This window comes from Synechococcus sp. CB0205 (assembly GCF_000179255.1).
Classification (GTDB): Bacteria; Cyanobacteriota; Cyanobacteriia; order PCC-6307; family Cyanobiaceae; genus Vulcanococcus.
The window spans coordinates 1-10555 of record NZ_ADXM01000040.1; the positions used below are offsets into that span (position 1 = coordinate 1).

Consider the following 10555-nt stretch of genomic DNA (forward strand, 5'->3'; position numbering starts at 1 on the left):
AAATCGCCCTGGGCTTCTGGGCCCCAGAGCAGAAGGAGAGAGTGGCCCATGGCATCAGCCGGGCTGCTCACCGCAGCGGTGAGGAAGTTGCAGCCCTCCAGATAGGAGCTGGCAATGCCGTGGGTGTACCAGGAGGTGACAAAGGTGGTGCCGGTCAGCCAGCCACCCAGTGCCAGATAGGCAGTGGGGAACAGGAGCAGACCCGACCACCCGACAAAAACGAAGCGGTCGCGCTTGAGCCAGTCATCGAGGACGTCGAACCATCCCCGCTGCGGCGCGCGCCCTACAGCGATCGTCATGGGTGGGAAAACCGCGAGCTGTGGGTTACCGGGCGATGGTAACAACGTTCATTGGCGCTGCGAGGCGGGTTTTGACGGCCTGACACGCCACGTCACCATTGCGTTTTTAAGTACTAATGCCTAGTCCTCCCCAGAGGGGCGCGCGGGGGAGCGAAGATGGCAGGCCCTCGGATCCTGCCCTGCATGGCATCGGCCTCCGCCGCCAAGGCTGCACCCTCCTCTGATCTGCTTGAGCAGGCGGTGGTGGGCTCCCGCCGTCTCTCCAATGTGTTGGTGGCCGCTGTGGTCAGCACGGGGGGACTGGGTTTTCTCCTGACCAGCGCCTCGAGCTACCTGGGCAAGGATCTGCTGCCGATCGGCCACCCGGCTGCCCTCTCCTGGGTTCCCCAGGGACTGGTCATGGGCCTCTACGGCATCGCCGCCGCCCTGCTCTCCACCTATCTCTGGGCCGTGATTGCCATCGATGTGGGCGCCGGCAGTAACAGCTTCAATAAAAAGAGCGGTCAGCTGACGGTCACCCGCCGCGGCTTCCGCGAGTTGATCAGTGTCAGCACTCCCCTCAAGGAGATCCAGGCGGTCAAGGTGGACGTGCGCGACGGCCTCAATCCCCGCCGTCGTCTGGCCCTGCGCGTTCAGGGTCGCCGCGATCTGCCCCTGACCACCGTCGGTGAGCCGATGCCGCTGGCGGAGCTGGAGCGCGGCGGTGCTGAGCTGGCCCGCTTCCTTGGGGTTCCCCTGGAGGGCGTCTGAGCGATGGTGCGCTCCCTTCTTCTAGCCCTCTTGCTGGTCCTCAGTCCCTTTGGACTGGTGGCCTGCGCCGCCCCCTCGCCGACGGCGAGCTACGGCTGCGGAACAGCGGGAGTCCCCTGCCTGCAGGGCAAGGCCCTGGTCGAGCTCAAAACCAGCAAGGGTGTTGTTCAGCTGAGCCTGGACGGGGCGGAGGCCCCCCTGACCGCTGGCAACTTTGTCGATCTGGTCCGCCGCGGCGCCTACAACGGCACCGTCTTCCACCGGGTGGTCAAAGAGCCGATTCCCTTTGTCGTTCAGGGCGGCGACCCCCAGAGCTCCAAGCCCGAAACCCCTGTCTCGGCTCTGGGAACCGGCAGCTTCATCGACCCCTCCAGCGGCCAGCCGCGCTTCATCCCCCTGGAACTGCTGTTTGAGGGTGAATCCGGCCCCCGTTACGGGGAGATTGTGACCAGTCCAACCCAACAGCAGCGTCTGAAGCTGCCCCATGAGCGCGGCTCCCTGGCGATGGCCCGCTCCAGTGATCCCAACTCAGCCAGCGCGCAGTTCTACATCGCCCTGCGGGCCATGCCTGAGCTCGACGGTCGCTATGCCGTCTTTGGCCGGGTGGCCAAGGGGATGGATGTCGTCGATCAGATCAACCAGGGCGACAAGTTGATCAGCGCCAGCGTCTTAGAGGGCGGAACGCTGGTGCGCGACGCCAATTAGGCGGGAACCCGCTTGTCCAGGCTGGTGACCTTCAGGTAGGCCGTATTCACTCCGGAGGCGCGCTCCAGAGCGATGCGGCCCGTGCGGGCAATCTCCAGGATTCCGTAGCTCTCGAGCACGTTCTCGATGGCCACGAGCTTGCCGGGGTCCCCCACGACTTCGATGACCAGAGCGCTGTCGGCCACGTCGACAACCTTGGCGCGGAACACCTGCACCAGATCGAGGATGGCGGCGCGGTTTTCCGGCGGTGCCGAGACCTTGATCAGCATCAGTTCCCGCTCCACCGAAGGGATCGGGGTGAGGTCGGTGACCGCCAGCACGTTCACCAGCTTGTCCAGCTGTTTGGTGAGCTGCTCGAGGGTTTGGGCGTCACCGTCCACGACCATCGTCAGACGGGAGTGGCCGCGCTTCTCGGCCGGGCCGACGGCCAGGCTTTCGATGTTGAAGCCGCGACGGGCGAACAGACCAGCGATGCGGCTGAGGGCACCGGATTCGTCTTCCACCAGCACCGAGAGGGTGTGCTTCATGCCCAGGGCTGTTCGCGTGGCTGACCGCTCCCCAAGTTACGTGCCAGCCAGGTGGTCACCACCCTGTTGAACAGTTCAGGGTGTTCGTCGTGGGGGCAGTGCCCCAGCTCCTGAAGCAGCTGGAGCTGGAGATCGGTCTTGTGGGGCTGCAGTTGCCGGCTGATCTGGGCTGGGACCAGGCGGTCCTGGCTGCCCCAGAGCACCAGCAGTGGTTGCTGCATCCGTTGCAGCAGTGGGGCGGCGGTGGCTTCGCGGGGGCGCAGGGCCATGCCGATGCTCATCGCCCGCAGGGCCTGGGCCGCCTGGGGACGCAGGGCCGGACGGGCGATCAGCCGCCGCAGTTCGCCGTCCACCGCCCCCTGGTCCTGATAGGCGCTGCGCAGCCCGAGATCCAACAGCGGTGTTCGGGCGATCAGGGGGACCAGCAGCTCCAGCGGCAGGATCCGGCAGAGGACGATCACCAGCCGGCGCTTCCAGGCCCGGCGCCAGCGGGGCCGCCGCCGCCGCAGGGGCATCAGCAGCGTGGGATCGGGCAGCGGGGCCGCCACGACTCCCTGCACCCAGGTGGGAAAAAAGACGGCGCAGGTCACGGCCACCAGGCTCCCCAGGGAGTTGCCCACCAGGACCGCCGGTCCCTGGACGACCTGCTCCAGAAAGCCCTGGAGTTGCCGCGCCCAAAGCCTGTTGTCCAGGGGGCGATGGCGACGGTGCCGCGGCTGACTGGAGTCGCCAAAGCCCACGAGGTCGATGGCATAGACGCACCAGCCGGCCTGCGCGAAGGCGGCGGCGTTGTGCCGCCAGTGGCCACTGGCGGCACCAAAGCCATGGATCAGGACCAGCGCAGGTGCGCTCCGCTCTCCGACGACGCGCCAATGGCAGGCGTGGCCTTGCCAGTGCCATGTCCCGTGTTCACCCCAGTGCACCCCCGCAGAGGCAGGCTGGAGATTCAATCGCGGTGGCGCAGTCACAGTGGCCGACACGGCTAGCCCAGCTCACTATTGCGAAGGGGCCGCGCAACTGGTGCTGGGGCCGGGCTTTTTTCGGCCGCAATCCCGTCCCTCCCGCGATGCGGGGGTGCTCCTGAGCCGCTGGTTGACCCGGGAGCGGCCCGGGCGGGTGCTCGATGCCATGGCTGGCTGCGGCATCCGCGCCCTGCGCTATGGCCTGGAGGGGCGGGCCCAGGAGGTCTGGGCGAACGATGCCGACGGGGATCGCCTGCCCCTGCTGCAGGAGAACCTCCAGCCCCTGGGGGACCGTCGGCTGGAGATCAGTGCCCGCACAGCCCAGCACCTGCTGGCCGATTGCCTGATGCAGCAGCGGCGTTTCGATCTGCTCGACCTGGACGCCTTTGGCTGTCCCACAGCCCTGGTGCCCTTGGCGCTAGAGGCCCTGGAGTTCGGCGGGGTCCTCTACCTGGCCAGCACCGACGGTCGCTCTCCGACAGGCCATGACCGCCCCGCGGCGATCCGCTCCCTGGGGGCTGCAGCGCGGGCCCATCCCTCCAGCTGGGAGCTGGCCCTCCGCCTTCAGTTGGCGGTGGTGGCTAAGGCCGCCTGGGTCCTCGGCCGGGGCATCCGCCCCCTGTTCTCCTTTAGTGAGGGGCGAACCTTCCGGACGGCCGTTCAGTTGTTGCGTCGCCCCCAGCCTCGGGAGGAGGAGCAGTTGGGGCTCTGGGCCTACTGCCATCGCTGTGCGGAGCAGTCCCAACAGAGCCTGTTGCGGCTGCGCCGATGGCCGGCCTGCGCCTGCGGTGATGACTCGGCCGCTCCCCTGGCAATTTCGGGGCCCCTCTGGCTGGGCCCCCTGCAGGACCCGCTGGTTCTGCAGGAGCTGCTTGAGGAGTCCCAGGCCCTGCCCCAGCAGAGCCTGGCTCCGGCGAGCCGCCGTCTATTGGAGGGGCTGCGCGCTGACGACGGTTTGCCGGTGTCGTGTTGGCCGCTGGATGTGCTGGCAAAACGTCTGGGGGGCGGCCCGCCCCGCTTGGATGCCTTGATCGACGGCCTGCGCTCGGAGGGCTATGAGGCCAAGCGCTCCGGGGTGATGTCTGCTCAGTTCCGCTGCAATGCGCCCTTCAGACGCGTGGTGGAGCTGGCTTCTGCGCTAAATAGGTAGCCGTTACGGCTTGGGTTCATGGCCTCGGAAATCTTCGGCACCGCAGCGCTGTTCTGGGTTCTGATTCCCCTGGGTCTGGTGGGCGGCGCCCTGCTGCTGAAGCTCCAAGGCGACAACTGATCCCTGATCGCGGGCCGGTTCGGCTCGCCTTTAGGCTCGGGCGTCTTTCGAGTCAGCCCGATGCAGGTCCTGGTGATCGGTGGAACCGGAACCCTGGGTCGCCAGATCGCGCGTCAGGCCCTGGATGCCGGCCATCAGGTCCGCTGCATGGTGCGTTCGCCGCGCAAGGCGGCCTTCCTGCAGGAGTGGGGCTGTGAACTGACCCGCGGCGACCTGCTGGAGCCCGACAGCCTCGATTACGCCCTAGAGGGGCAAGAGGCTGTCATTGATGCCGCGACGGCGCGGGCCACGGATGCGGGCAGTGTCTACGACACCGATTGGACCGGGAAGCTCAATCTCCTGAACGCCTGTGAGCGCGCCGGGGTGAAGCGTTTTGTCTTCCTCTCCCTCCTGGGGGCCGAGAAGCATCGCGATGTCCCGTTGATGGACATCAAGCACTGCACCGAGCAGGCCCTGATCGATTCCGACTTCGACTACACGATCCTGCGCGCTGTGGCCTTCATGCAGGGCCTGATCAGTCAGATCGCGATTCCGGTTCTGGAAAGCCAGACCGTCTGGGTGAGCGGCACGCCGACCCCGATTGCCTATATGAACACCCAGGACCTGGCCCGCTTTGCGGTGGCCGCCCTGGCTCGCCCGGAGACCAGCCGCAAGGCCTTCCCGGTGGTGGGAAATCGGGCCTGGAGCACCGGTGAGATCACCCAGATGTGTGAGAAGTACACCGGCAAGAGTGCTCGCGTGATTCGCGTGCAGCCCTTCCTGCTGCGGTTGATGCAGGGCTTCAGCTCCTTCTTTGAGCCCGCCGTGAACGTGGCGGAACGCCTGGCCTTCGACAAGGTGATGGGCGGTGGCGAGCCCCTGTCGGCTCCGATGGAGGAGAGCTATGCCGCCTTCGGCCTGGACCCCGCGGAGACCACCGAGATGGAGGCCTACCTGAAGGAGTACTACGACACGATCCTCAAGCGCCTGCGCGACATGGAGGCCGATCTGGACAAGGACGCTAAGAAGAAGCTCCCCTTCTGACGCCCCTCTGGCGCAGCGAGTGGTTCGCTTGTACTATCAATTCAGTGTTGAGGTAGCTCGGTGGCCATTGCTCAGATCAAGAACCTGCAGCGTCGTCTCGGTTTGCTTGAGCAAGAGGCCGTCGAAGAGGTCAGCCGCGCCTGCGGCAGTGATCTCTGGCAGACCGTCGGTTTTGACGTAGTCGACAGCATGGAGGATGCCGATCGCCGTGCCCGCGCCAACTACTACTACGGGCAGCTCCAGGTGGTGCGTGAGCTGAAGGACGCCCTGGGCTAGGCGGTGAGGGAGCGGATCGGGACACCGCAGGAATAGAGGTGTCCCGGAACCAAGGCGACTAGAGCGAGTTCATGGTCTTGATGGCAGGCCTTGCTCTTGGTCACAAAGGCAGCCGCGTCGTTCGCCCCCCAGACCAGCTCGCCTTTGGCCTCTTCCCGGTACTCCTCCCAAAGCTCAGCAAATTCCTCGCCATCGGCTCCGTTGAGCAGGGCCTCAATCGCTTGCTCGGGTCCGATCTCTTCATGCAGCACGAAGAGCTGTTGGATTAAGGGGTGATCCACGGTGCGGGAGATGCGCAGCACCGATCCGATCGTTCCAATCGCCGTCGCGTAGACCCGGGTGGGTGGTTTGCGGGCATCGATCACGGCCACAGGCAGCGCAAGGGACCAGCTCGCCTGCGCTTCTGCCTGGCGGGCGATGTCCGCTAGCTCCTCGCGCACGCTCTCCACCAGAGCCTGGATGCCGCTGTCCTTTGCCATGGCAGCAGTCTCTAGCGCCCCCAGTCATCGAGGATCTCCATCCTGGCGAAGCCCAGGGATGCAGCAGCAGGGTTGGGGCCCGCTGGCAGGGCCTCGACTGCAAAGAGATAGAGGTCGTTGAGGGAGGGGTTGTTGGGTGGCCGCAGGACCACGGTCAGCGTCGAACCCGCGGGCGGTGGCTCGGGAAACTCCACTCGCATGATCCGTTTTTGTTCATGGAACTGGGCGCGGACCGGAATCGCTGTCCCCTCTTGGCGCGGGCGCCCGAAGAACGCCGTGGTTTGTGTGGGGTCAATCCAGAAGGTCTGATCGCTGCCTGAGGTTTGGGTGATCACCAGTCCCCCGAGATCTGCCCCGGCGTTCTGCGCAAGTGAGACGGTGAAAAAATATTCAGGCCCCCCCTGGTCGACGAGCCAGTCGTATTTGGTGAACTCAACCCTCCAGGGGGGCTGGGTGAAATAGCTCTGACCGTTGAGTTCAAGGGATCGGCCAGGCGTCGTAGCTCCCAGGCTCAATGCCCCGAGCAGGAACCAGCGCAGGACCCGTGACATCCGTTGCTTAGGCCGCGAGATCCTTTTGCTGTTGCAGGCGCAGGCGGTGGGCCACCAGCTTTTCCTGTTGGCGCAGTGCTTCGAGTTGCTCGCTGGAGATCCGAGGGTTGTGCACCTGCCAGTCCCGGTCGGCGGCCGCCTGGTCTGCAGTTGAAGAACCGTGCTGTTCCATGTCTCACCGCTTGCGCCTGGTCCACTCCAGCACTAACAGGCCAGTCCTTGGACGGGTCTTCATGTTTGCGTAAGGCCCGGTATTTCTGCTCTGGACACCACTCTTTCCCTCGTCGTAGGAAAAGAACCACAGCCAGAGGAGGGGACGATGGCTGATCAACGGCACCCAGAATCCGGAAGCTGCGAACGGAGGACCTGCCTGAAGTGGCAGCCCAGCGGCGAGCTCTCAGAGCATGACTTCGCCAGCCTGATGGACCTGTTGCTCGTGGCCGATCAGGAACTCCACGCGGACGATCACTGCGACCTCAAGAGCGCCTGAGGGGGCTGTCAGCTCAGGACCGCAGCCCGTTCTTGCTCTTGAGCGCGGGCTAGGTCTTCGCTGAGGACCAGCAGGGCCATGCCCATGAGGGCGAGGGCAGTACCGCAATCCTGATGGCTGCTGCGCTCGATCAGTCGGGCCGTTTGCAGATGTTGGGCCCAACTCAGCTGCATCGGATTGCATCTGCAAGACCATCACTCTCAACTGCGCGGACGAGGCGGCGTGGCTTTGCTTACAACCTGAAACACTGACAATCGCGCTGACTCGTAGCTGCTGTTACGTCTTGCTTGGTTCAGCCCGATACGTTTCCATCAGTCATCGACTGAAGGCGCAATGTCCAACGCGATCGAACTCACGGTTGGTCAGCAGTTTGAGATTGAGCGTTTCAATCGCGCTCTGGATGCCACAACGGATCCGGACCAATTACGCGATCTAGCCAAGCAATTGATGCAGGCTTGGCAGACCCAAAAGGCAGCCACCAAGTGGGCGATCGAGCACCAGCAGGGCCTCTCCTGCTAGGAGAGCCAGTCCAGGGGTAGGGAGAAGGTGAGGACCCCGTGGGTATTGCTGGTTGGTCCTGGAGTGATCGCAACGCAGGCCAGTTCGCGGTCTTTCCAGGCCTCCCGTGATTTGGCCACAAAGGCTGCAGAATCGCCGACGGACCACACCGCATGGCCCTTTTCTTCGCGCTCTTCGCGATAACGCTCATAGACCTCGGTGAAGGCCTCCGCCTCGGAACTGTCGAGGAATTCCGTTAATGCCCGCTCTGGGTCACTCTCCCTGGCCCGCTTGAGAAACGACTGCAATAAGGGGTGATCGAGGGCACTACTGGCCACCAGCACTGAATTGATCGTGCCGACGTGGGTGGTGACCACCTGCGGAGCGCTGTTTCGGGCATCGATCACAGCGCAGATTGTGGAGAGGGACCATTCCCGTTCCGCCTTGACCAAATTGGCTGGCGCGCGCAGCAGTTGGCGCACATCGCCCACGAGGTTTTTGACGAACTGCTCGGAATCCCCCATCGCCCGATCTCCCCCTTTGGCAGACCGTAGCGATTGCGGAGCCTGGATGAAGCGATTAGGACTACCGGGCGCGGCCTCGATTCAGGCGAATGCTGGTTTTAAAAATCACCAACGCCTCCAAGGTCGTTGCGGCCAAAACCAACCGCTTGTTTGAGGCGCTGACCCCCGACCGCCTGGACCAGAAGCTGGTGGAGGAGCAGGTGATGAAGGGCCTGATCGAGCAGCTCAGGGCCGAGGGCATTGAGGCCGAGGTCGCCCTCGTGGATGGCCTGGATTTCGGCACCAAAGGAGTCTTGGTGACTGAGCGCCTACGCACCAAGCACCGGGAACGCATCTAGCGCCGTTGGCGCCACTGCCAGAAGGTGCGGATCAGCTTGCGGTGGGGTGGTGTGACATCCACCATCGGCCGTGGGGCCGCTTGGCGGTAAAGGTTCTCGAAAAACGGCTCCAGCGGAGTCCCCTGGAAGGGATTGCGTTGTTGCGCGGCGACCGTCTGCTCGGCCTCCTTGCGCAGGCGCCGGAGTGTCGGGATCAGCATCAGGCTGACCACCAGCGCCATTAGCAGCAGATAGGGCAACAGGCTGGCCAGCCAGATCGTGGCCACCACGGCGGCGCAACCCTGCAGCAGGACCGTGATCCAGCGGGGGCGTTGGCGGCCAGGTAGCTGTTTCACCGAATCAGTCCGTGAGCACTGCGTGGAAGTTGCAGACCTTGCTCAGGCTGTCCTGGGCGCAAAAATCAATGCTGTTTTTGGAGCGCTGCAGCCGCAGCTGAGAGGAGAGAACGGCAGTGCTGACCAGCAGGACCCAGAAGCTGAGCACCGCTGCTGTTCGAAGCAGATCCCCAGCGCTCCTCAATGCTTAGCTGCTCCCGGCATGGCCTTTGTGCGCCAGCACAACGGCAACTTCACGGATCAACTCTCGCACTCCATAGAGAGCCAGAGCGCTCACAATGCCTGCAACCAGTAGGGGCACGGCGTAGTCCATGGGAAAGCGCGCGCGTTTCCCCTGTCTTATCTCCGGAATTTGGCTTTGGCGACGCCACCCTTCCCCCAGCCTCCAGCGCGGCCCGACTTTCCGCCCCCCGCGCGGCCGCCCCGGCCTGATTGCAGCAGGGATTGAAGCCGTCGATCTTCGTCGTCATTGACCGATCGCCACTGGCCCGGTGCCAGCCCGTCCAGGCTGAGAGGTGGGCCTCCATCCATCAGGTCCATCGCCACCCGCAGCAGCCGCAGGGTGGGCAGTCCGACGGCCGCGGTCATCCGCCGCACCTGCCGGTTACGCCCCTCCCGGAGCTCCAGCTGCAGCCAGCTGGTGGGGATGCTCTGGCGCACGCGAATGGGTGGATCACGCTCGGGCCAACCTGGGTCCTGCAGGGCCTGCGCTTGGGCGGGCAGGGTGCGTTGGCCCTGAATCACCAGCCCTGAGCGCAGGGCGTTGAGGGCATCCTCGCTGGGAACGCCCTCGACTTGGCTCCAGTAGCGGCGCCAGTGGCCCCAGGAGGGATCGGTCAGCCTCTGCTGCAGTCTTCCGTTGCTGGTCAGCAGCAACAGGCCTTCGCTATCGGCATCCAGCCGCCCCGCTGCATAGACACCGGGAACCTCGATGTAATCGGCCAGGCAACTCCAGCGACTGCCCTCTTCAGGGGTGAACTGACTGAGAACGCCGTAGGGCTTGTGGAACAGAAGGGTGGTCAGGGTTTAGGAGGCCTGGCGAGCCTTCCAGAGATTCACAACCCCGATCGAGATCATCAGCAGACCCAGATCCATCGAAACGGGGGGGAGAACCATGCCGGCTGCCAAAACAATCGTGAGCCGCGACCCTAGCGACAACTAAGCTGTGGTGAGCACTTGGGTTGGCCACTAGCAGCAGCGCATGATTGAGACCTCCGGCGTCATCGAGAAGGAACAGGGCAACGGGTTCTACCTGGTCACCCTCGAGCAGCCCGCTGGCCACCAATGCCTCTGCCGCGCCGCCGGCAAGCTGACCAAGTTCCGCATCAAATTGCTGGCGGGCGACAAGGTGCTGGTGGAGATCAGCCCCTACGACCTGAGCCGCGGTCGCATCACCTACCGCGAGCGCAACGCCAACGCCGGCCCCCGTCCCGGTGGAAACCGTCCTGGCGGTCCCCGTCGTCGTTGATCACTCTTCAACCCCTGGCCAGAGCGGCCAGGGGTTTTTTGTGGGCCGTGCCGCCTAGAT

20 protein-coding genes and 1 pseudogene are annotated in these 10555 nt (G+C 64.7%); 10 read left to right on the top strand and 11 right to left on the bottom strand.

The window, feature by feature from the left end; genetic code table 11:
- Positions 1-299, bottom strand: a pseudogene (locus CB0205_RS14345) (photosystem II D2 protein (photosystem q(a) protein)); the annotation flags it as partial.
- A gap of 183 nt (positions 300-482) precedes the next feature.
- On the opposite strand from CB0205_RS14345, the gene CB0205_RS0106450 reads away from it, so the two are divergent.
- Together CB0205_RS0106450 and CB0205_RS0106455 are read left to right on the top strand one after the other, a co-directional pair.
- On the top strand, positions 483-1049 hold the full coding sequence (locus CB0205_RS0106450; RefSeq protein WP_029626171.1) for a photosystem I assembly protein Ycf4: 567 nt from the start codon (positions 483-485) through the stop codon (positions 1047-1049).
- A 3-nt stretch (positions 1050-1052) separates the two neighbouring features.
- Positions 1053-1754, top strand: coding sequence for a peptidylprolyl isomerase (locus CB0205_RS0106455; RefSeq protein ID WP_010315667.1), 702 nt, complete (start codon positions 1053-1055; stop codon positions 1752-1754).
- Here the strand turns inward: CB0205_RS0106455 and ilvN are convergent.
- Both ilvN and CB0205_RS0106465 read right to left on the bottom strand, forming a co-directional pair.
- Positions 1751-2281 carry an acetolactate synthase small subunit gene (gene ilvN / locus CB0205_RS0106460; RefSeq protein ID WP_010315670.1) on the bottom strand — a complete coding sequence of 177 codons (531 nt, stop codon included), beginning with the start codon at positions 2279-2281 and terminating at the stop codon, positions 1751-1753. The two genes, CB0205_RS0106455 and ilvN, sit on opposite strands and share 4 nt — an antisense overlap.
- Positions 2278-3261: an alpha/beta fold hydrolase gene (locus tag CB0205_RS0106465; protein WP_232197254.1), complete on the bottom strand. Its 984-nt coding sequence runs from the start codon at positions 3259-3261 to the stop codon at positions 2278-2280. Before CB0205_RS0106465 ends, ilvN begins: the two co-directional genes overlap by 4 nt.
- Between CB0205_RS0106465 and CB0205_RS14350 the strand changes: the two genes are divergently transcribed.
- From CB0205_RS14350 to CB0205_RS0106485, 4 genes are read left to right on the top strand one after another with little or no spacing between them, the layout of a single operon-like run.
- On the top strand, positions 3251-4393 hold the full coding sequence (locus tag CB0205_RS14350; RefSeq protein WP_010315674.1) for a N2,N2-dimethylguanosine tRNA methyltransferase: 1143 nt from the start codon (positions 3251-3253) through the stop codon (positions 4391-4393). The two genes, CB0205_RS0106465 and CB0205_RS14350, sit on opposite strands and share 11 nt — an antisense overlap.
- An 18-nt stretch (positions 4394-4411) precedes the next feature.
- Positions 4412-4513: a cytochrome b6-f complex subunit PetM gene (gene petM / locus CB0205_RS0106475; RefSeq protein WP_010315676.1), complete on the top strand. Its 102-nt coding sequence runs from the start codon at positions 4412-4414 to the stop codon at positions 4511-4513.
- A gap of 60 nt (positions 4514-4573) precedes the next feature.
- Positions 4574-5536, top strand: coding sequence for an NAD(P)H-binding protein (locus CB0205_RS0106480; RefSeq protein ID WP_010315679.1), 963 nt, complete (start codon positions 4574-4576; stop codon positions 5534-5536).
- A 60-nt stretch (positions 5537-5596) separates the two neighbouring features.
- Positions 5597-5812, top strand: coding sequence for a hypothetical protein (locus CB0205_RS0106485; protein ID WP_010315681.1), 216 nt, complete (start codon positions 5597-5599; stop codon positions 5810-5812).
- Here the strand turns inward: CB0205_RS0106485 and CB0205_RS0106490 are convergent.
- From CB0205_RS0106490 to CB0205_RS15870, 3 genes are read right to left on the bottom strand one after another with little or no spacing between them, the layout of a single operon-like run.
- A complete protein-coding gene (locus CB0205_RS0106490; protein ID WP_010315683.1) occupies positions 5809-6291 on the bottom strand; it encodes a hypothetical protein in 483 nt (160 codons plus the stop codon). The genes CB0205_RS0106485 and CB0205_RS0106490 overlap by 4 nt on opposite strands.
- Positions 6292-6302: 11 nt before the next feature.
- Positions 6303-6842, bottom strand: coding sequence for a DUF2808 domain-containing protein (locus CB0205_RS0106495; protein WP_010315685.1), 540 nt, complete (start codon positions 6840-6842; stop codon positions 6303-6305).
- A 7-nt stretch (positions 6843-6849) separates the two neighbouring features.
- Positions 6850-7014: a hypothetical protein gene (locus tag CB0205_RS15870; protein WP_010315688.1), complete on the bottom strand. Its 165-nt coding sequence runs from the start codon at positions 7012-7014 to the stop codon at positions 6850-6852.
- A 147-nt stretch (positions 7015-7161) separates the two neighbouring features.
- Between CB0205_RS15870 and CB0205_RS15875 the strand changes: the two genes are divergently transcribed.
- On the top strand, positions 7162-7332 hold the full coding sequence (locus CB0205_RS15875) for a hypothetical protein (RefSeq protein ID WP_010315690.1): 171 nt from the start codon (positions 7162-7164) through the stop codon (positions 7330-7332).
- Positions 7333-7340: 8 nt separating this feature from the next.
- Here the strand turns inward: CB0205_RS15875 and CB0205_RS16300 are convergent, their stop codons facing one another.
- Positions 7341-7505 (bottom strand): hypothetical protein, encoded by a 165-nt coding sequence (locus CB0205_RS16300; RefSeq protein ID WP_010315691.1) that lies wholly within the window; start codon positions 7503-7505, stop codon positions 7341-7343.
- Between the two features lie 160 nt (positions 7506-7665).
- On the opposite strand from CB0205_RS16300, the gene CB0205_RS0106515 reads away from it, so the two are divergent.
- Complete coding sequence (locus CB0205_RS0106515) at positions 7666-7851, top strand: hypothetical protein (protein WP_010315693.1); 186 nt, start codon at positions 7666-7668, stop codon at positions 7849-7851.
- On the opposite strand, the gene CB0205_RS0106520 is transcribed toward CB0205_RS0106515, so the two are convergent.
- Positions 7848-8354: a hypothetical protein gene (locus tag CB0205_RS0106520; protein ID WP_010315695.1), complete on the bottom strand. Its 507-nt coding sequence runs from the start codon at positions 8352-8354 to the stop codon at positions 7848-7850. The genes CB0205_RS0106515 and CB0205_RS0106520 overlap by 4 nt on opposite strands.
- 89 nt (positions 8355-8443) lie before the next feature.
- Here CB0205_RS0106520 and CB0205_RS0106525 point away from each other — a divergent pair, with 89 nt between their 5' ends.
- On the top strand, positions 8444-8692 hold the full coding sequence (locus CB0205_RS0106525) for a hypothetical protein (RefSeq protein ID WP_010315697.1): 249 nt from the start codon (positions 8444-8446) through the stop codon (positions 8690-8692).
- Here CB0205_RS0106525 and CB0205_RS0106530 read toward each other — a convergent pair.
- The 3 genes from CB0205_RS0106530 to CB0205_RS0106545 all read right to left on the bottom strand — a co-directional run bounded on the left by CB0205_RS0106530 (position 8689) and on the right by CB0205_RS0106545 (position 10050).
- Positions 8689-9027, bottom strand: a complete 339-nt coding sequence (locus tag CB0205_RS0106530) for a hypothetical protein (protein WP_010315700.1) — start codon at positions 9025-9027, stop codon at positions 8689-8691. The genes CB0205_RS0106525 and CB0205_RS0106530 overlap by 4 nt on opposite strands.
- Before the next feature lie 4 nt (positions 9028-9031).
- A complete protein-coding gene (locus tag CB0205_RS15880; protein WP_010315702.1) occupies positions 9032-9175 on the bottom strand; it encodes a hypothetical protein in 144 nt (47 codons plus the stop codon).
- A gap of 191 nt (positions 9176-9366) precedes the next feature.
- Positions 9367-10050: a pseudouridine synthase gene (locus tag CB0205_RS0106545; RefSeq protein ID WP_071777948.1), complete on the bottom strand. Its 684-nt coding sequence runs from the start codon at positions 10048-10050 to the stop codon at positions 9367-9369.
- A gap of 178 nt (positions 10051-10228) precedes the next feature.
- On the opposite strand from CB0205_RS0106545, the gene infA reads away from it, so the two are divergent.
- The gene (gene infA / locus CB0205_RS0106555) at positions 10229-10495 is read left to right on the top strand and encodes a translation initiation factor IF-1 (RefSeq protein ID WP_010310444.1); all 267 of its coding nucleotides are present in this window, start codon (positions 10229-10231) and stop codon (positions 10493-10495) included.
- The last annotated feature ends 60 nt before the right edge of the window (positions 10496-10555 follow it).